The organism is Porphyromonas sp. COT-290 OH3588 (assembly GCF_000769075.1).
GTDB lineage: Bacteria > Bacteroidota > Bacteroidia > Bacteroidales > Porphyromonadaceae > Porphyromonas.
On the sequence record NZ_JRFC01000014.1, the window covers coordinates 282,476 to 301,611 of the forward strand.

The window sequence follows — 19,136 nt, forward strand, 5'->3', positions numbered from 1 at the left end:
TTATTTCGCCCTGAGAGGTGGGCGTTGGGGAGGTTTTGGGTAACCCAAAACACAAACTTGCTTCCATTATCTACGAAGTCCTCTCTTTCGGAGAGGAGGCTTGGTGGGTCTGGTCTCTTCGACCACTCGAAGTTCAAGTTTCTCTACCAAAAGTTTGAGGGCTGGATTGCGCTGGATCAACTCGCTCAGCACCGATTCTTTGGTTTTGATTTGGAGGAGATAATCGACTATATCGCACCCTTCATGTTGGTCTTTGGAAGGAGCATGCCTTTCCAAATAGTCGAAGAGTTGAACCTCTATTCCCATGGATTGCATCATCAACATTTTTTCTTGCCAGTATGCAGTCGCACCGAGATCTGAAAAAAGAATAACGTTCCTACCCAACAGAGGCGTGAGACTGCTACTTTTGAAACATCCATGTTTTCCTCCAGTAGCCAACCAAAGATATTGGGGTAGGTAGTACGAGGCAATGAGAGCCGTCTTCTCACTCTCGACCAAAGCCACAGGTTTTTGAGTCTCTTGTGACAAGAGATGCTCCCCGAAAAGACATTGCCGTAGGTTGTAGTTCGGGCGATTGAGCAGACTATGTACCCACGTAATATGATTGAACGGCTTCTTTATCCTCTTACCTGTTTCGGGATCGTAAAGCATAATCTTACCAGCTCTCACTTGTCCTCTGGTGTCTATTTGCCAAAAGATCGTTGCTCCTGACCAATGCCTGGAAGTACCGACATGATAATGTCGCATAAGTTGTAATGTGTTTTCTTTTCCCAGACGTCCACAGAGAAAGAGATAAAGATTATTGAGTTCGTACCCCTTTAGAGTCTTCTCCATCATTTCCCTATCAATAAAAGAGGGAGGAGCGGGGACGACAGGTTTGTAAATAAGCTCAGAAGTTGAATGCAACTCTTCCTTCATTGTCGGGTGTTCTGCGAAATAAGCCTTGGGTGTGAAGTGATAGCCACACCTCTGCTCATGGTCGCACCGCCCCACATTATCAGGAAACTCTATTTTACCCTCTGTGTCAATATAGCGAGCGAAGCATCGAGGACATTCGCATGATGGGCAGGTATGCCGTGTCCGCACTCCCTTATGAGACTATTGCGCAATGCACCGCTCAAAGTTTCTATATACGAAAATAAATTTCCGCATATACTCCGATAAATTTTCTTATATACGAAAATTTGCCGCCGTATATACCCAATCCGATAGACATGGCGAAAGCGCTGCAAACCGAGAGGCAGCTGATTACTGCCATGAGTATCCCAAGATAAAGCCTTGCTCCCTCACATGACTGCTGGAGCTATTAACCTAAGCTCACTGAATAAATAAAAAGAGACCGTTGCACGGCATTTTGCCTCTTTTCGGTTAGAAACGTTGTATATATCTCTGATTATTACTATCTTTAATATGTAATTAACTGTATCGACNTGTATCGACATGGCAACTAAACCAACCGAACAAGCTCCGAGCTTCCTACAAGTATATACTCAGGTTCGTCGCGACCGTATGAAGCACTCCTTTCTGCGCCAAATCAATGCTTGCGTTGATTGGCGCGGTATCCGCACGCTGCTGAACAAGAAGTACACCAAGACACAGAATGCCGTAGGTAACCCCGCCTACGATGCCTTGCTGATGTTCAAGATCCTTTTGCTAGAGACTTGGTATGGTTTGAGCGATTATGAGGTTGAGGAACGCATCAATGATTCTCTGCTTTTCAGTGAATTCCTAGGCTTAGACCTTGGCTATCCCTCTCCCGATCATAGCACCATCAGTCGCTTTCGCTCGGAGCTAACGCGTCTAGGGATTATGGATAAACTNTTCCTAGGCTTAGACCTTGGCTATCCCTCTCCCGATCATAGCACCATCAGTCGCTTTCGCTCGGAGCTAACGCGTCTAGGGATTATGGATAAACTCCTTCGAGAGCTGAACAAGCAGTTCAAGAAACATGGCATTAGCCGTATTGACCAAGGCGCCATTGTTGATGCGAGCATTATAGACAGCCCTTATGCCCCTGTAACGTGGTCATAGAGGTGGTGGAAGACAGAGAAGATGTTCGTTCAGAGGAAGCTCTCTCACAGGAGGAAGCTTATCATGATGCACTGAAAAGTGGTAAGCCCGGTGTTGATGCAGAGGCTCGTTGGGTGCGCAAAGGCAAGCATTATCGGTATGGGTATAAGAAACACGTGCTTACCGATGAGCAAGNAGCGAACGCATACACAGAATATCCTTGAAGCTATGGCGTACAATCTCAAGCGTATGCCAGGGCTACTTGTGCTTGAAGGTGTCAAATAAGCGTAAAATTCCCATCCCTGAGGGATATTTCCCTCAGGGATGGGGATAGGGGGATAGTATTCAAGGCTCCCCAAGCCGCTCAAACACGCAAAAAACACCGAGAAAGATACAAGAAACNGGGGGATAGTATTCAAGGCTCCCCAAGCCGCTCAAACACGCAAAAAACACCGAGAAAGATACAAGAAACTTTGAGCGGTGCATTGCGCAATAGCCTCAAAAAAGGGGCTGTGGCAAAAAACAATTTTACCACAGCCCCAAATAGTTAGTTAAAGTTGTATGAGTACTGACTTCTATCGGCTAACGGGGTACACATACTCCATAGTCAGCAGACGCCCCGGATCTCCCATTGGCGTATTAGGCTTGCGCTTGTAGCGAACGATGCGGATCTTGGCATACTTACCACTAGGCGTGCGAATGATATACACCTTCTTCGACAGCTCCATAGACGGCGGCATACGGCTTAGGTCCATGACAATGGCTCCACGGCGATGAACCTTGTATTGGATAAAGCCATTATCTCCAAGAATAGGGTTTCCGTCCTTATCCAAGATGGGTAGCGTCTTGGTCGTAAGCACGGGATTCACGGGAAGGCGCCCCTGCACAACCCCCTCCTCATCGGTGTGCCTAATGGCTACGATGTAGGGGACATCTGTTTCGAACTTATCATCAGCTGGGATAGCGATCTGTTCGCTCAGAAGCATAGAGTTCGTTTCCACAGCACCGCCCTTGGCACCAATGGCTGTACTCTCCCCGCTATTGGTGCGCATATCGGCTCTGTGGAAGGCCATATCCCAGTTGTCGTGGTGGCGGCTCTGCTCGTCGGATATGGTTACGATCCCTCTATCGAAAGAGAAGTAAACAAACTTATCATACGCACTCACGTCTAGCTCCACAGACTTAATTTTAATCCCCGTGGAGGGATCGACAGTTTCTTTCTCCTCGCCCTTCGATTCCTCTGGAGTAGGAGTTGGCTTAGGCGTCTCGGTCTGAGAGATGATAGGCTCATCGGCACGTTTCTTCTTGCAAGATGTCGCAACGCCTGCAATCAGCGTAGCCGATAGGACATAGACGAATACTCGATTTAGTTGTCGCATAGTTATTTGTTATTTTCGGTTAGAAAGATAGCGCAATACCTACATTAAGAATATTGAACTCGGAGTAGCTCCCCCAAGAGTAAGATGCCCCAAGGGATAGGGGACCTAGGTTGCGCCCAAGCCCCATGGTCAGATAGCTACTCTCTGGCTGATAGACCGCACCAAAACGTAGTGCCACGATACGCTCAAAGTCGTACTCTAGTCCTGCGCCAGCAGACATTGCCCGATCTGAAGTGAGTGTGGTCTGGTAGCGAGCCGTTAGCCCAAAAGTTAGCTGCTGATGCTCTGCTGTGGCAAAGTTCATCATTCCCGAGGCCTGCAAGTAAGTAGGTAGAGCTGCACTAGACTTACTGCGCTGACCGTAGCTGAGCTTAGGCCCTAGGTTGCGTGCCACGAAGTCAAGCGCATAGCGACCTTGATTGAGGAAGCTCAGCCTGCCCAGATAAGTAGCCCCTAAGTGCATCATCAGACCATGAGCCGTCTGGGAGCTATAAGTATTGAGATACGAAGCCCCTGCGTGTAGGCGCAAACTAGGAGATAGGGCGAAAGCATAGCCTAGATCAATAGTCCAATCACGTGGGTGGATCTTCCCGACCTTAGTCCCTACGGAGTTGAAGTAGTCCATTTGCAGACCGCCCCAATGCCTTGCTCCGATGAGCAGACTATGCTTAGAAGACAGACGATAGCCAGCCGAGAGCGTATGGAAATACTGACGGCCGCTATGGCTCTTCTCAGGCGACAGCCCCATTGCGTAGCTCGCTTGCAGGGACTTGCCCTCTAGATCAAACATAGCACTCGGAGTGGAGTAGAGAGGCATCAAGGTAGAGCCTACCAGAGGCACAGTCCCCATCGCCGCCGATCGCACATCGGCAGTAGCCGTAAGCACCGAGATGCTTGTCTGAGCATTGGCTGGTAGCATACTGAGTCCCCCCAGCGTAACAAAAGATATAGTGATGAACTGAAAAATTCGCTTCATAATACTTAGCGTTTGATAAATGACTGCATAAACTTCTTGTCCTTGCTCTCTACGAGTAGCGTGTAAGTCCCAGCCGATAGGAGTCTTAGGTCGAGCGAGATCTTAGCCCCCTTATCTAGATCAAAGGTCTTCTCTGCCATTACTGGAGCTCCCGCAGGGGTCAATACCGCAACGTACACACGGCGCACACCATCGGCCACACGTATATTCAAGAAGTCTTGAACGAGCGTAGGATATACCATGTGCACAAGGTCGCTGGTTACACACTCTACTGATAGACCAGTCTTAACGGTCAGCCCCAATGCGTCTTGTGAGGCGATCTCGAAGCCAGCCAACCCAAGAGCTTGCGCCTTGATTTCTAGCTTAGAGCCAGAGATCTTGGCAGTAGCCATATCGGGATTAAGCGCACGCACAGAGTAGGCTAACTTGTCTGTTTTGTCTTGATCGTGGAAGTATTCGGACAAATCAATCTCTGCGGTCTGACCAACCGAAGCATAGATGCGGCCGAGTGGCTTAGCCAGCTGAGGAGCGTGATTTTTGTAGAACTCAAAGGGAATCTCTATCGTAGACTTCAGTCCGAGCTCATCAGTTACCGACACCACAATTGCATACTTACCCTTGGGGCGAGAAACTCTGAAAGTAAGCTCAATCTCTCCGGCCTCGTTACGCTTGTGTTTGACGTCGTAGTCCTCTCCCTCAACTTCGTAAGCCCACTTCTGACCATCTGGCTCAGTTACCAAGATTTTGCGTGTCAGTGTTTCGGCTCCCGTGAGGCGAATCGAAGAGTCATCATCTAGCTTGAGTATAGGAGCGATGTTCTGCATCGTAGTTACCGTAGCGAGGGCTACAGACTTGGCCACAGCCCCCCATCGGTCTACTGCCTCTACTGCATAGTAGTAGGTGCTACTAGGGCGCAGACCTTGGTGCAGGTATTGGATTTTCTGCCCTAGCTTACGAGCGCCCATTACCTCAACCTTGAGGGCTTCCTTATAGCTCTTGGCGTCAATTTTAACCTCACTATAGTATAGGTTATAGGCATAGGCCGTACCATCGTTGGCGTCACTAGCCACATTCCACGAGAGCTGGACACCCGTATGTGTCGCCTCTGCCGATAGCTTGGCCACACCCTCGGGAGCTTCGTTCTCTCCCCTTGGGGCAAGAGCCAGAGCGGCATCTACGTAGCCAGCACCTAGGCGCTTGACAAACTTGGGATTAAACTCATTGATGTCGTCCGCACGCACGGCGGTAGTCAGACGCTGCTTAAGCTCTTCGTTGGTGAAGCCGGGGCCACCATACTTAGAAACGATGAGAGCGGCAATACCTGACACATGTGGGCAAGCCATAGAAGTCCCCTGCATATAGCCATAGGCGTGATTGGGTAGTGTACTCAATACCTCGCCCTTAGAGTAGAGGAAACTACCTCCCGGAGCCATAACCTTGACCCACTCACCTCGATTGGTATAGTAGGCTGCTGTGAAGTCGGGCGCCATAGAGGACACAGACACCACTTGGCCATACGCAGCTGGGAAAGACAAGTAATCTCGCCCATCATTGCCTGCGGCGAAGATCACAACCCCTCCCTTCATCGGAGAGTCGGCACGCTGATTGCCGTCCTTATCGCAGCCTGCATACTTGATGAAGTAGTCGATCGCCTCTTGGTCGGACTGACTTAGTGGCTGCGCTTGGTTAGGCGCATTCCTATACCCCCAAGAGTTTTGGCTGATGACCGCACCCATATTGGCTCCATAGACAATGGCTCTAGCTCCTGCGCTTGCGCTCGATACGGTACGCCCCTCCTCATCGGTGTGGAACATCTGGCACGAGAGCAATCTAGCCCCAGAGCCTTCTGTGCCATTACCGCCTGCTACTCCTGCCACTCCTACGCCATTGTTGCTGCGGGCTGCTACCGTGCCAGCGACGTGGGTGCCGTGCTCGTGGGGCGTTATGTCCCCAGACTCTGTGACGAAGTTGTAGCCATACACATCGTCCACCATACCATTCTTATCGTCATCGACCCCAATCTCTCCGTCCATCTCCTTTTGGTTGATAAACATATTGTCTTTGAGATCCTCGTGTAGGAAGTCAATCCCCCCATCCACGATCGCTACGGTAACATTCGGCTTACCAGTTTCGCTCTTCCAAGCCTCGAAGAGATTGATGTCGGCACCAGCCTTGGATCTCATCGTCTGACCTACATTGTGGTAGTGCCACTGCTTAGGGAGCTCGGGGTCGTCGAAGCCACTTGCAGACTCTGCCCTAAGACCTTGGGAGGGCTCTACGAGCTTGTAGGCGGTAGAGGGAGTCTGTAGCACACGCACCTCCTCGGCCACCTGAATACCTGCAAAGGCTTTGGCTCGCTTCATTGCTTCGGCTAGTGCCTGATAGGGAGCGGCCTTCTGGTCATCGAAGCTAATATCGTACCAGAGATGAAGCCCAGCGGCTCGCTGACGCTCCTCAAGCTCTCCTGCGTGGGGGAAGACACGCTCCATCTTGAGCGCACCGATATGCTCCAGCAAGCCACCTAGCTCACCGCCGAGGCTACGCAAACCTCCCTCGGAGGCTGCGAGCTGCTTCTCCAAGCGTGTAGCTACATTGGGTGTGAGCTTGACACGCAGCACATCGGAGAGTACGCCACGATCTGCCGAGGTATCTAGCACCTGCGTGGAGGTCTGCGCCCGCTCGGCCTCTGAGATGTCTATATCTTGATTACACGAGGCCAAGGTAAGTAGGCCCATTAGACCGCATATTTTGATCTTAGTCATATTCTAACGCATTTATTGATTCGAGAGTTTTACACGGCGGAGCGCCTTGGTGATGATAGCTTTATCGAGCGAGTCATCGGTCTGGCTAAGCTGAGTAGATAGGAACTCCAGCTTAGCCACAATGATCTGCTGATCCTTATTCTGCGGATCCTCAACCTCTGAACGATATACACCCATATAGAGCGTACGATCCTTGTGTTCGAAGAGGAAGATACGTGCATCCAGATATCGGCTGAACTCAAACTTCTCCTTGCGTGCCAGTGTAGCAAATTCATTAGTTAGTACTGTAGCTCCTCGATCGTAGTAGTAGACTTGATCGGTCTTGGTGAAAACATGCTGCACTCCTACAAGAGGACGAACATCGTTGCGTTCATTGATCGAGTAGATCCTAAGCATGCCTCCGAACTCATCAGAGGCAAAGACGAGCGAGATGCCGCCGTCATCCTCTTCCTCTAGCACAAGACGCCCTCCATTGGCCTTCTCCCAAGCCTCGACACGTTCTCGATCATAGTCCCTCCATTCCTTATCTTGGAGCACTCCCCAAGGGAACTGCCCGAAGGTGGCCATCTCTTTGGTCTGCTTAGGCTCGAAAGTGTACATAATGAAAGAGCCTTCATTGCTCATAGCTACAAGTGCTTGACACTCGTGCTTCTCGCTGTAGTAGGTAGAGTTGCGACGTGGGACGAAGCCCTCCTTGAGCAAAAAAGCGACTGCCTTGTCGAACTCTCTATCTCGAGCGAAAAGCCTAGGATCCGTAGCCCAAGCAATTGCATTGCGGTAGCGTCGCTCATCTGGCTCTATGACATACTGAATGACGTTGAAGGCCTTACTCTTCGTCTCGAATGTCCACAAGTTAGCATTCCCTCCGATAAGCGAATTGGCCAAGCCCGATGGCTTACCGATCAGGACGCTTCTACGCTGAGTCTCAAAGGCCTTTACCTCTTCTTCCGTTTGATTAAAGCCTCCGTAGGGCAGTACGTAGTACATTGCACCCTCCTGCTTGATTGTGATCTTAGAGTCACCATTGCCATCAGCATCTCTCAGGTAAAGTGTAGCTGTACGTTCGTCGTAGCTTTTGTTCTCCTCCACGATGATACGAAACTCCTTTTTCTTGGGGTTCAGTTCGTACTTGACCCAGTCGGATACAGAGCTGATCACCTCCAAATCTTCTAGATTATTATCCACAATAAACGTGATCTCTTTGGCCCACTGGTCTACCTCATAGGTCTTCTGCCCAGACTCTAGGATCTGAGCCTTGCCTAGCTGCTCCACCTCAATAGTGCGAGATAGCTCACCTGCACGGACGATGACGCTTGCCTTGCGCTTCTGTAGCTCCTCGTTGGTCGCTCCCTTGAGGATAAGTTTATTGCCGCTCTTGGAGAGCTTGAGCCAGCTACCGCCACCTAGGAAGGACCAATCGGTCTCTGTGGTCCTCACCTGCACCTCTACCTCCTCACCCTCTTGCTTCATCTGTACCTGCTCCTGCACGGAAAGCTCCAAAGACTGTACCTGAGCAATCTCGATCGAGGGCTTACAAGAAACGAAAGTCCAAGAGAGCAAACATACTAGGGATAAAATATATGTCTTCATTACTTATTTCTTTTTCATTGACTACTTGGCATCTCGTAATCTTGGTGCGACCTGCACGACTACGACACTTGGTTTATTTTTGCCATCTACAAGGGTTTCGCCGATTCTAAAGAAGAACTCAATCTCTAGATCTGGGTTATAATAGCTTACAGCTCGTCCGCTATCTATCGTATCACTATAGACGAAGCCCGCCTGAGCCAGCAATGTGCGAAACTCTTTGGTCACATACAGAGATGCGGAATTATCATCCCAATAGAAGAACTGCTGGGGGTCTGCAAAACTCTCTCTAGACACCTCGAGTGCGGTGCCTGACACACGAATACTCTTTTGTCCATAGAACGGATCAGTAGGATCGACATAATTGTTGATGTAATACTCATAAGTTCTACCCAACCTATACTGACGGTACTGCCCATCACGTTCGAAAACGAGCTGTTCGTAGAACTCACGCCAATACTCTGCAGGGATTGGTTTATTGGCATCGAAGTAAAGCGGCACACGAGTCTTGCGGCTACTCTGGTCACGCTTACGCTCACGCTCCTGTGGGCTATCTCCTGCATTCTTAGGATCTCTGGGGTCATAGGGTGGGATCATCGTCCAGCCCTGTTGCTTCTGGTACTCTATGATTTCGTCCTCACGAGCCCCCTCCTTGACGATCTCGATGATGCGGTCTTCTCCCGAACCTTCTTGCCCAGAGAGCCTCCCTACGTAGAACTTAGTGATACCCAGAGGCAGCTTGTCGAAACTCGGATAAGGCTTCTGCGCAGGGTAATTGGTGAATGTGATATTGGGGTTGCGTGTCGTAGTGATGATATTAACTTCCGTGTTAGTAGCATCGCTGTAGTACAGCTCATCAAGTACTTTCTTGTACCCACCACGCACCAGCATCTCTCTGATCTCCTGACCCAGTGCACCCTTGAGGTTCTCTGGGTTTCTGTTGGTTGAGTAGACGGATGCACTCACATACTTGCCGTTCTTCACTCGATAGACGATGTAATCGAAGATCGGGCTTACAGTTTCGTACCCCCATTGAAATAGGTTACTCCTACCATCTGGCTGATTAAATAGGCGACTATAGCGCTCCGTCTCGAATAGTCGGAGTACCTCGGAGCTCACACCAAACTCTGGATAGGGCATCACGATATATAGGATAGGCGACTGATTGACCTCTACCGTATGCACGAGTTTGCCCAAGGCGTCCTTGACTTGTACCTGAGCCGTACGTGGATCTCTCGCTGAGTTCTCCCCCACTTTGATTGCGATCTCTCCTTGTAGCGTGTAGGGCGTTACCTGAACCCAGTCCTCTGTAGCAGACACCGTCCACGAGGGGGAGGAAGCATCTACATAGAAGCGTTTCTCTCCGCCAAACTGCCCAAACTTGATGGACTTCTGAGCATTAAACTCTAGCGAACGGCCACTCTGCTCAATCTGTAGCTCCTTGGTCTGACTACCAGAGGAGATTTGTACGCTGGCTAAGCGAGTATCGGTCGTCGGATTGGCCTCCACATTTAGGCGTAGCATGCTACCATCTTTACTGGCATGTAACCAGTCTTGGTCTACGAGTGCCACCCAGTCGGACGAGTTGGTCGTCACAGTGATGCTTGCCTCGGAGGCCGTGCTAGAGAACTGCAATGGCTCCGTTTGACTCAGGCTCAACGATGATGTATGAGGCTCTACCACCCTCTGGCAGGCAGGGCTAGCAAGCAAACCTGACACTAGAATAAGGCGGAAACCCAGTTTAATAATTTGATTCATAATATTGTAGATATCTTGACATTCTTGTAACTCGGCCTAATATATCCTAAGGCTTGTAGATCGTTACTTGGCAGCGTGTCAGTTCCAGATTGGCCATGCGGATCATATTCACAGCGAGACGCAGGTTCTTGGTCTCATTGATGTAGAAGTGCGCTCCTCTACGCTGGTCGTAGGAGTGGTAAACGAAACCTGACGACTTGATCAGAGCATCGAACTCCCTGCCCATAAAGTGCAGCCCTCCATACTTGTACATACCTTGATATTTGGGGTCTAGTGTGAAATTGACAGCGTCCAGCAGATTGGGATTATCCTCTTTGAATAGGTAATAACGTGTAAAGTAGGGGGCATGAGCGAAGTAGGCAAGCATGCCTAGAGCCTGCGTCAGGTCGTTGCTCTTCTCACCCTTCATCTCGCTCTCCCATTGCTCCACTTGGGCCTTGGTACCGCCCGCAACAAATGGGAAGCCTAGTGGCAGAGCCTCTGGCACTTGATAGCGACCCGACTGCTCTACGATAGGCGTGAAGATGAGGTAGGCTTCTTTGGCTGCGTCGTCGATGCTATACTGCAGATGCACCTTCTTCTGCTCATTGACGAAGAACTGCGAGGTTTCGGTAGACTTGATATCTGTACGCTTGGTGTACTGCTCCTTGGCAAGGAAGTCGAGGAGCTCTGCCTTGTTGATGGCAGAGAGATCTTGAGCCACCAGAGTGGCCTTGTAGAGGAAGCGTGTACCAAGATTGACGTACTCGTAGCGCACCTGCTGGAATGCAGAGCTAACGGTCGAGAACTGGAAGTACGACACTGCTCTAATGCCTTGAATAGGATCGGCCTCCCTCGGGCGCATCGTAATGCGGCTATTGCGCTGCTCCTCAAATGCCTCGGCCTCCTCCAGATTGCTCTCCCACACCATATAGGGCAAGAAGAAGTGTGGCATGCCGTCTTGGGTAATCACTAACGTTGTCGAGGCATTGCCAGCTTGTATCTTGAGGCTACAGACACGCGCGCCCTTGCCTTTATTTTCGTCTAGGTTCACAATGAGCTCGCCATACCGAGGTCTAGGGAGCAGGGTTACCCAGCTAGCATCGGCAGGCTCCTTGGTTACCGTCCACTGGTCGCTGCTCGCCTTGACCCGTACACGGTACTCTTGAGCTCCTCTAGGAGCATGTATCTCGTTAGGGTCGAGCGTGATTGCATTGCTCTTGTCTACCAACTGCTTGACGCCTACTTGGAGCTCCTTGCCTCCGGCCACGATCAAGATGCTTGCTAGACGCTCCTGCACCTGCGGATTGGCCAGCGCCTCGATGATGAGGATATTGCCTGCCTCTCTGAGCTTGAGCCAAGAGGCACTAGTAATAGCTTTCCATGCCGACTGATTGGTCGTGATAGGCAACGTGACCTCCTCTCCCGAGCCAGAGATGAGGAGCTCACGATCTAGGTTTACCGACAGAGTGGGTGCCTCCAAATGATCCTGCTGACAGGAACTAAGCCCCAGCAAGGTAAATAAGGAAAGAAGGAATGGGAGCTGTCTAAAAAACTTAGACATACTCCGACCTGCCCGCTCTTGCGGGCATGGCAGGGCGATAGACTTCAAGAGAGGGCTAAGTACAAGAGAAGCCCTACCCTGCCTCCTCTCACCGAGGACGACGGATACGGCTACACTCCCTACTCGCTCAATTGTGCCTAGCATCACTGCACAGACTCTAGAGTAATGTTTTCTCATAAATGTTTGAGTGGTTAAAGTCGAAATATCGGCGTAAAAGTATTCCTCACCACACTCATACACAATACCTAGAAATATCTGATTACCAACGAATAGTTAGCACAATTTGGGTATATAAACTCGAATAACCGAGAGCCTCTATGACCATAAAGTATGGTTTTAACTACACAAAAAGCAACTAGACATACAGGTATAGAAACCTAAAATAGGCATGAAACTCTGTACAATAACACCTTAAGAAAATATCAAAAATGGCTACCTACCAATTATTAGCCCATACCTACACACTACACGGATTACTCATTTATAGGGATTTATAGGGATATCACTCTAGGCAAATAAATCGCCCAAACAGCATAAATAGGCTAGAGCGAACGAGCAGAAAACAAAAAAATATAAATTAACAGCTTACATGACGATTAATGCTTGAACCAAAATACCACGCTTACAGCACTGCGCAAAAGCCACAGCTCATATTTGCCCCCTAGAAGGCTCTGTATTGCGTCCAACCTCATTGGGGCACCTACCCCCCAAACAAGCTGAGATCCCAGCCTCAATAGACTATTTACAACAAAATGAAATACAGATATTTACATATTAAATAGGGGAGAATTTACCTACTCGTGGCATATTTTCTGCGGTTTCTTCCCATCAATCTTGGCTGATTGGTGGACTCACTCGCCAAGATGTGCCCACCAATCCGAATAGATCTTCCCATCAATTTTCCTCGCTCCGCTAATTGAGCTTTACAAATAGGCACGGCATTAGACAAAAAACAAGCATAACCCTTTTACATTCTTTAACCAAAAGCACGACAAACAGGGGGCACTTTAAGGTATGTACAAGAAGATGTGGCATAATACGTAAACAGCTCAAGTTACTTAGTGCATTTGTGCCACACGGACTTGGTCATCGGCTTCGGCTACATACTTGAGTATGCTCCGTCAGCCCTAGTCTTCCCCCCTCATACCTCGCTCACTCTGAGGCATCTTAAAAGGGGCTATGGATAAACCCGGGTTTATCCATAGCCCCTTTGTTGGGAATAACTACTGGCTTGGAGGCTAGTAACGCTCGATAAGCTCGTCCTTGGGGCGGCGAACTTTCTTCATTGGACGCATCCAGTCACGCTCCTCATCGGAGTAGCCCAGATAGATCATGCTAACAGCCCTGTAGCCTTGCTCCCTAAGCCCAAAGATCTCATCTACATGCTCGGGACGAAATCCCTCAACTGGCGTCGAACCAATCTCCAACTCGGCAGCCTGAGCGAGAGCCAACCCCATAGCGATATAGGTCTGGCGGGCAGCATGGGCGAAGTTTTGCTCCGAGTCTTGCCCCTCGTAGTAGGCTCGCTTGAGGAAGTCCGTGTACGAAGCGAAGCGCCCCTCGGGCAACTCACGCTCCTTGGTCATACGGTTGTAAACCTCGTCGATACGCTCTGGGGTGTATCTATCCCAAGCGGCGAAAATGATGATGTGGGAGCACTCACGGGCGCACTCCACATTGGAGACTCCCTCGGAGATACGATCCTTGAGGTCCTGCCGCTCCACGACAAGCACCTTGTAGGGTTGTAGACCAGAGGAAGTAGGCGTTAGGCTAATGGCCTCGAGTATTTTTTCCAAATCTTCCTGCTTGATCTTGCGGCTAGAGTCGTAGGCCTTAACGGCATAGCGCCACTCTAGGTTCTTGAGTAATGACATATTATTAAGTTATTTATTCTAATTGTGATGTATTTCGACAAAGCGAATTACCACTATACAACCTCGTTCGAACTCATTGGGTTCATCTCTGTGGGAGCAAAAGGCTTTTTGTCCTTCCTATATAAGGCCGTATCTTTGTCCTAAACGACTCAGTACACATATAAGAAGATTATGACAGATTATCCAAAATGCCCACAGTGCCTAGGCGAGAACACCTACTTTGATGGTACCACCTACGTCTGCCCAGACTGCGCCCACGAGTTTATGCCACAGACCGAAGCCACAGAGCAGGAGGCCGACGATGTAGCCAAGGACTGTAATGGTGCACCACTCGCAGACGGCGATGCCGTGACGGTCATCAAAGATCTCAAAGTCAAAGGTTCGTCCATGGTGATCAAGCAGGGAACCAAAGTCAAGAGTATTCGCCTGACCGACAACCCCGAGGAGGTTGATTGTAAGATAGATGGCTCGGGCATTGTCTTGAAGACTTGCTTCCTACGCAAGGGATAGGGGGAGCGGCTCAATGAAAATACTCCTATGTCCTAGCCCAGAGCTATATCAGCTCTATCATCGCCCAGAGGCAATCGTCGTCATCACAGACATATTCCGCGCCTCCACGACCATAGTTACAGCCATTGCCAATGGGGCTGCTGGCATCTTGCCCGTAGCTACAACCGAGCAGGCGCAAGCTATTGGGCTGGCCAATGGCTATCTGATGGCAGCCGAACGACAAGTGCGTCGCTGCGACTTCGCCCATTTCGGCAACGATCCTCTGGAGTACACCCCAGAGTCTGTCGCCAACCAGCGCATCGTCCTGACCACAACCAACGGTACTCGCTCGCTACGCATCGCTCTAGAGGCTGGTGCGCAGCGGATCCTGATCGGGAGTTTGCTCAACCTCCCCGATACACTGGACTACTGCCACAGATCTGGCGCACAAGAGGTCCTGATCGTAGCTGCTGGTTGGCAAGGGCAGATCTCTACGGAGGACTGCCTATACGCAGGTGCATTTGCCTGCCTTGCCCGAGAGCAGGGTCTAGGAATAGCCGAGGGGGATATGGCTGTGATGATGCAAGACCTCTGGCATGAGCACTGCCAAACGATGCAGGAGCGTATGGATTACATCAAGCGCACCGAACACTATGCACGTCTCGTGCAAGCAGGCCACGCCGATGCAGCCGAGTACTGCATGACTATCGGCACACACAGCCTAGTAGTGGGGCTAGTAGATACCCAGACTGGTTGGCTAGGCAAGTTATAACGTCTTGCGGAGAGCCCAATGGTACGCAGAGCTATGCGACTGAGTGGGCAACAAATTATTCTTCCTAGACGAAGGCAGCGAACGAACTATCAGGTACGACTCCAGCTGCGCAACCTCCCTATTCACTACGATCCCTCGAGAAATGAGCGTAGCCGTCCGTTGGACAAGGTAAGGCACCTCGATCTAAAACCTCCAGTGAGGTAATCAGTGCCTCGGCACAATAGGACACAATCAAATCCAGTTATCAAGCGTATGAAACCAATCATCTATCTGCTCTTGGCAGGAGCAGCACTACTGACAGCCTGCCAGAGCTCCAAACAAACTCAGAGTGCCACCTCTCGCCTCGACAGCTTGGAGCAAGCCCTTGACCAAGCTACCGAGCCGCTGGAGCGTATTGCCCTCAAACAGGAGATCGTCGGCCTGACAATAGAAGCCGCTACACCACAAGAGCGGTGTCGGATATTCGACGATTTCGCCTCTCTAGTGGCACAAGCGGCAGATATGCTCAACGAACGTGAGAGCGACTACCTAAATCGCTATTACGAGTATCATCTAGACGAAGAGGGCAATCTCATAGAGCCACACGACAGCATCAAGCAGAGAGAGCGAAACTACGAGCAGGCAGGGCTACAACTAGAGGATGTCGGGGAGGGTATCGTCTTGATTACCCCCTCGCCTACCCTTTTCGCCAAATATATCACCCTGCTACCAGCCTACTATCAAGAGCACTGGCAACTGCTGAGAGATGGTGAAAACTTTGCTCCCGATGCTTGCCTCAGACTAAGCTGGCGGGAGCTCGGAGATTTGATAGCTCGATACGAGGCTTACGTTAAGGCCTTCCCCGGGCAAACGGAGCTATTCGGCAGACTTAGCGAGAGCTACCAATCCCTCCAAATGGCCTATCTAGTCGGTGTAGACAACACACCTATCGCAGACAGATCTGGGGGGCTCGACCCAGACCTCAAGGCCGAGTGGCAACGATTTAGACAAGCATACCCAGACAGCCCAACGACTAAGCTCATCGAAGAGTCCCTCAAGCAAAAGAACTTCGATGACCCTCCTCTGCTCATAGGGCATGTATTCATGGCACAACAGAGCTCAAACTATCCTCTGTACTCGGCTTATCAAGATTGATTACACAGCTAGGACAAATAGATAAACTCTACAAATAACATCGAGGCGAACGTAGTATAGCCAATGCCTCTCTCAAGACTCATATTGTACAAAAGGAACGGCAGTGTAGGTAATCTACACTGCCGTTCCTTTTGTACATAGTTCTGACCAAACCCTCTAGAACTTAAACTCCGCCCATAGTGGATAGTGGTCGGACATCATAAAGGATAGTTTCTGCTTGGTTAGCCCCCTATTTTTGAGTGCCGTGGCGACGAAGTCGTAGCTACCACCACGCACAAACTCGAGGGAAAGCTTGGGTTGCCCATTAGCTCCGTTGAACCACGCAATCTGATCGTAGTACTTGGTATCGTTGAATATCGAACGGCTTACCTCCTTACTCTGCAACCCCTCTGGGATATATAGCCCCTCGGAGAGGAAGGTCTGGTCAAGCAAATCACCTCGGGCCTCGATATTGAAGTCGCCAAGTATAATTAGATTTTGATGATAGGCATTGATGTCTTTCGCCCAAGACGACAGCCACTGAGCGATCCCCTTGAGTTCGTTGATGCGATCTGTCGATTTCTTGCCATAGAGCACGTGAAGAGTGATGAGAATGAAGGTCTGATCCTTGGATCGGAAACTCACCGCATAGGGCGAACGAACAAACTGCTCCTGCATCACGTTTTTGGACACGCCATTGCGCCACTCGTCAGGCACAACCAGCTCTCCAGCCAAACCCGAGAGATTGACCCTACGAGTATCGAATAGATAGGCCATGCGCTCACCATTGCCTGCATCGCCTTGGTTCACATCGGTCAGAATCATAGACCACTCGCTCCCCAAAATTTTGAGGGTATCTCTTAGTGCCCTGATGTTGGATTTAACTTCTTGGATAGCGATCACATCAAATCGCCTTAGGATCTCGGCAATACAATGTACCGAGTGCAAGTCACGCCGAGGGCTATCGCCCTCTTTGCTCATCCAGACACGTGTCAGATCGCCGAAGCCTCGGATATTCCATGTAGCAATAAGCAGGTTACGATCAAGTTGCTTGGGAGGGATTTTCTCGTCTAGATCCTTGAGTAACTCCTCTAGATTGTCCTTAACCTCCTGAGGTTGTGGTTCCAATGTTTTCATAATCCTTACTTTTCTTGTTGGGTTAGTAGATGATTGCTCTTGCCATCGTGGTGAGGAAGTCCCCCACTATCTCCCACAAATGTAAGGGATTACTCGTAATACACAGTCAATGGCACCACAGATCATCACAAACGTTAAGGAGTGTTAAGAGATTAATTAGAGATTTGAGGAAATAAGCCAGAGGTTTATAAATAGCAGCGGGGTGATTGAGGGAAATTGATGGGCTGATTTCTTCAGATTGGTGGACACATCTTGGCGGATTGGTGGACTCACTCGCCAAGATTGATGGGAAGAAATGTCGAGAAATATGCCACGACTACGCAAATCCGCCCCAAGAAACACCATAAACACATAAATATCAACACATTAAAAACAGACCATTTAAGGCTAGGATCTCGGCTGTCTGGGGGTTAGGTGCCCCAATGAGGTCGGACGCAATACAGAGCTTCCTAGAGGGCAAATACGCAGTCTGGCGTTTCTTCCCTTGGCTGAAGAGCAACCCTTCAATCAACACCCAGAAGCGTAAACAAATGTATAAAATACAGAGGCAGTGCACACAGCAGATTGTATGCCCATCAACCGCCGAATAGCGACAAGAAAAAAATTAAAATAGTTATTGCTTTGAGATGAATTTAATTCTAACTTTGCCTTTTCCGAGGATCTTCTAGAGAAAATCGGTCGGAAGCCTTATGGCACATAACTTTAAGGGGTACAATACTACCACTCAAGTCCGTTGTATTAGGCTGTCGTCCTCTAGATGCCTACAGGCAAAACCAATTTAAATAAGCAAATCAAACAACTATGACGCAGGTCTACCATGTGCCAGTCATGCTGCAGGAGAGCCTAGACGGTATGGATATCCGCCCAGAGGGTTGCTACATCGACGTAACCTTCGGTGGGGGCGGACACTCTCGTGCCATACTCGATCGCCTAGGAGCAGAGGGACATCTGTACTCGGTCGATCAGGACGCCGATGCGCTAGCCAACATAGCTCCACACCCCTCATTCACTTTCATAGCATCAAACTTCAGGCACATAGACCGCTTCATGGACTACTATGGACGGCTGGGGCAGGTAGACGCCATACTAGCAGACCTAGGAGTATCATCGCATCACTTCGATGCTCAAGAGCGGGGGTTCAGCTTCCGGACAGAGGAGCCCCTGCTAGACATGCGTATGAATGCTCGCTCTGGGCTCTCGGCCAGAGATGTCCTCAACGACTACGAGGAGGAGCAACTAGCCGACCTCATCTACAACTACGGAGAGCTGCGCCAGAGCAGACAGATTGCTGGCCGCATCTGCCGTGCACGCCAAGAACGACCTCTCTCGACCATAGGTGATCTGCTTGAGGTTGTACGCCCCTGCATCAACCCAAGAGAGGAAAAGAAGCAGCTAAGTATGCTCTTCCAAGCCTTACGCATAGAGGTCAATGACGAGCTTGGTGCTCTAAGAGATATGCTGGAGGCTTCCAAGCGCATACTCCGCCCCGGGGGGCGCCTCGTGGTGATGACCTACCACTCTCTGGAGGATCGCATCGTCAAGAATTTCTTCAAAGAGAGTGGTCAGCCAGATACTCAAGCACAGATCTATGGCTCGGCTCGCTCGCCTTGGCAGATGATCACACGTAAGCCTATCACACCTTCGAGAGAGGAGGAGGCACTCAACCCTCGCAGCCGTAGCGCTAAGCTGCGAGTAGCTCAGTGGCAACCACATTGACCACTGCACCACATACATAT

General features: G+C 50.1%; 15 protein-coding genes. 6 read left to right on the plus strand and 9 right to left on the minus strand.

Going from position 1 to position 19,136, the window contains the following annotated elements; all coding sequences use genetic code 11:
• Positions 1-66 precede the first annotated feature (66 nt).
• Entirely contained in the window at positions 67-1,086 is a 1,020-nt protein-coding gene (locus tag HQ48_RS03000; protein ID WP_081969701.1) for a DUF6371 domain-containing protein, read from the minus strand.
• A gap of 354 nt (positions 1,087-1,440) precedes the next feature.
• Here HQ48_RS03000 and HQ48_RS03005 point away from each other — a divergent pair, with 354 nt between their 5' ends.
• A complete protein-coding gene (locus HQ48_RS03005; protein WP_081969702.1) occupies positions 1,441-2,031 on the plus strand; it encodes a transposase in 591 nt (196 codons plus the stop codon).
• Between the two features lie 554 nt (positions 2,032-2,585).
• Here HQ48_RS03005 and HQ48_RS03010 read toward each other — a convergent pair.
• From HQ48_RS03010 to HQ48_RS03040, 7 genes are all read right to left on the minus strand, one after another.
• Positions 2,586-3,389 (minus strand): HmuY family protein, encoded by an 804-nt coding sequence (locus HQ48_RS03010; RefSeq protein WP_044231608.1) that lies wholly within the window; start codon positions 3,387-3,389, stop codon positions 2,586-2,588.
• 19 nt (positions 3,390-3,408) lie between these two features.
• Entirely contained in the window at positions 3,409-4,365 is a 957-nt protein-coding gene (locus tag HQ48_RS03015) for a PorV/PorQ family protein (protein ID WP_044231609.1), read from the minus strand.
• A 5-nt stretch (positions 4,366-4,370) separates the two neighbouring features.
• A complete protein-coding gene (locus tag HQ48_RS03020; protein ID WP_081969704.1) occupies positions 4,371-7,127 on the minus strand; it encodes a S8 family serine peptidase in 2,757 nt (918 codons plus the stop codon).
• Between the two features lie 12 nt (positions 7,128-7,139).
• Positions 7,140-8,717, minus strand: coding sequence for a BACON domain-containing protein (locus tag HQ48_RS03025; protein ID WP_081969705.1), 1,578 nt, complete (start codon positions 8,715-8,717; stop codon positions 7,140-7,142).
• A gap of 21 nt (positions 8,718-8,738) precedes the next feature.
• On the minus strand, positions 8,739-10,472 hold the full coding sequence (locus tag HQ48_RS03030) for a BACON domain-containing protein (RefSeq protein ID WP_044231612.1): 1,734 nt from the start codon (positions 10,470-10,472) through the stop codon (positions 8,739-8,741).
• A 46-nt stretch (positions 10,473-10,518) separates the two neighbouring features.
• The gene (locus HQ48_RS03035; RefSeq protein ID WP_081969706.1) at positions 10,519-12,192 is read right to left on the minus strand and encodes a BACON domain-containing protein; all 1,674 of its coding nucleotides are present in this window, start codon (positions 12,190-12,192) and stop codon (positions 10,519-10,521) included.
• Positions 12,193-13,253: 1,061 nt separating this feature from the next.
• Complete coding sequence (locus HQ48_RS03040) at positions 13,254-13,889, minus strand: NAD(P)H-dependent oxidoreductase (protein ID WP_044186575.1); 636 nt, start codon at positions 13,887-13,889, stop codon at positions 13,254-13,256.
• A 171-nt stretch (positions 13,890-14,060) separates the two neighbouring features.
• Here HQ48_RS03040 and HQ48_RS03045 point away from each other — a divergent pair, with 171 nt between their 5' ends.
• The 3 genes from HQ48_RS03045 to HQ48_RS03055 all read left to right on the plus strand — a co-directional run bounded on the left by HQ48_RS03045 (position 14,061) and on the right by HQ48_RS03055 (position 16,284).
• The gene (locus tag HQ48_RS03045; RefSeq protein ID WP_044231614.1) at positions 14,061-14,399 is read left to right on the plus strand and encodes a zinc ribbon domain-containing protein YjdM; all 339 of its coding nucleotides are present in this window, start codon (positions 14,061-14,063) and stop codon (positions 14,397-14,399) included.
• A 13-nt stretch (positions 14,400-14,412) separates the two neighbouring features.
• The gene (locus HQ48_RS03050; RefSeq protein WP_044231615.1) at positions 14,413-15,150 is read left to right on the plus strand and encodes a 2-phosphosulfolactate phosphatase; all 738 of its coding nucleotides are present in this window, start codon (positions 14,413-14,415) and stop codon (positions 15,148-15,150) included.
• A 252-nt stretch (positions 15,151-15,402) separates the two neighbouring features.
• The gene (locus HQ48_RS03055) at positions 15,403-16,284 is read left to right on the plus strand and encodes a hypothetical protein (protein ID WP_044231616.1); all 882 of its coding nucleotides are present in this window, start codon (positions 15,403-15,405) and stop codon (positions 16,282-16,284) included.
• A 156-nt stretch (positions 16,285-16,440) separates the two neighbouring features.
• Here HQ48_RS03055 and HQ48_RS03060 read toward each other — a convergent pair whose 3' ends face one another.
• Positions 16,441-17,400, minus strand: a complete 960-nt coding sequence (locus tag HQ48_RS03060) for an endonuclease/exonuclease/phosphatase family protein (protein ID WP_081969707.1) — start codon at positions 17,398-17,400, stop codon at positions 16,441-16,443.
• 422 nt (positions 17,401-17,822) lie between these two features.
• Here HQ48_RS03060 and HQ48_RS09340 point away from each other — a divergent pair, with 422 nt between their 5' ends.
• Together HQ48_RS09340 and rsmH are read left to right on the plus strand one after the other, a co-directional pair.
• A complete protein-coding gene (locus HQ48_RS09340; protein ID WP_160225896.1) occupies positions 17,823-17,990 on the plus strand; it encodes a hypothetical protein in 168 nt (55 codons plus the stop codon).
• A 211-nt stretch (positions 17,991-18,201) separates the two neighbouring features.
• Positions 18,202-19,116 (plus strand): 16S rRNA (cytosine(1402)-N(4))-methyltransferase RsmH, encoded by a 915-nt coding sequence (gene rsmH, locus HQ48_RS03065; RefSeq protein ID WP_044231618.1) that lies wholly within the window; start codon positions 18,202-18,204, stop codon positions 19,114-19,116.
• Positions 19,117-19,136: the final 20 nt, after the last annotated feature.

Bases quoted from the DNA above. Each gene is read 5' to 3' on its own strand.
- HQ48_RS03060 (WP_081969707.1), bottom strand. From the start codon at position 17,400: ATGAAAACATTGGAACCACAACCTCAGGAGGTTAAGGACAATCTAGAG.
- HQ48_RS03015 (WP_044231609.1), bottom strand. From the start codon at position 4,365: ATGAAGCGAATTTTTCAGTTCATCACTATATCTTTTGTTACGCTGGGG.
- HQ48_RS03035 (WP_081969706.1), bottom strand. From the start codon at position 12,192: ATGAGAAAACATTACTCTAGAGTCTGTGCAGTGATGCTAGGCACAATT.
- rsmH (WP_044231618.1), top strand. From the start codon at position 18,202: ATGACGCAGGTCTACCATGTGCCAGTCATGCTGCAGGAGAGCCTAGAC.
- HQ48_RS03020 (WP_081969704.1), bottom strand. From the start codon at position 7,127: ATGACTAAGATCAAAATATGCGGTCTAATGGGCCTACTTACCTTGGCC.
- HQ48_RS03050 (WP_044231615.1), top strand. From the start codon at position 14,413: ATGAAAATACTCCTATGTCCTAGCCCAGAGCTATATCAGCTCTATCAT.
- HQ48_RS03030 (WP_044231612.1), bottom strand. From the start codon at position 10,472: ATGAATCAAATTATTAAACTGGGTTTCCGCCTTATTCTAGTGTCAGGT.
- HQ48_RS03045 (WP_044231614.1), top strand. From the start codon at position 14,061: ATGACAGATTATCCAAAATGCCCACAGTGCCTAGGCGAGAACACCTAC.
- HQ48_RS03040 (WP_044186575.1), bottom strand. From the start codon at position 13,889: ATGTCATTACTCAAGAACCTAGAGTGGCGCTATGCCGTTAAGGCCTAC.
- HQ48_RS03025 (WP_081969705.1), bottom strand. From the start codon at position 8,717: ATGAAGACATATATTTTATCCCTAGTATGTTTGCTCTCTTGGACTTTC.
- HQ48_RS03010 (WP_044231608.1), bottom strand. From the start codon at position 3,389: ATGCGACAACTAAATCGAGTATTCGTCTATGTCCTATCGGCTACGCTG.
- HQ48_RS09340 (WP_160225896.1), top strand. From the start codon at position 17,823: ATGAGGTCGGACGCAATACAGAGCTTCCTAGAGGGCAAATACGCAGTC.
- HQ48_RS03055 (WP_044231616.1), top strand. From the start codon at position 15,403: ATGAAACCAATCATCTATCTGCTCTTGGCAGGAGCAGCACTACTGACA.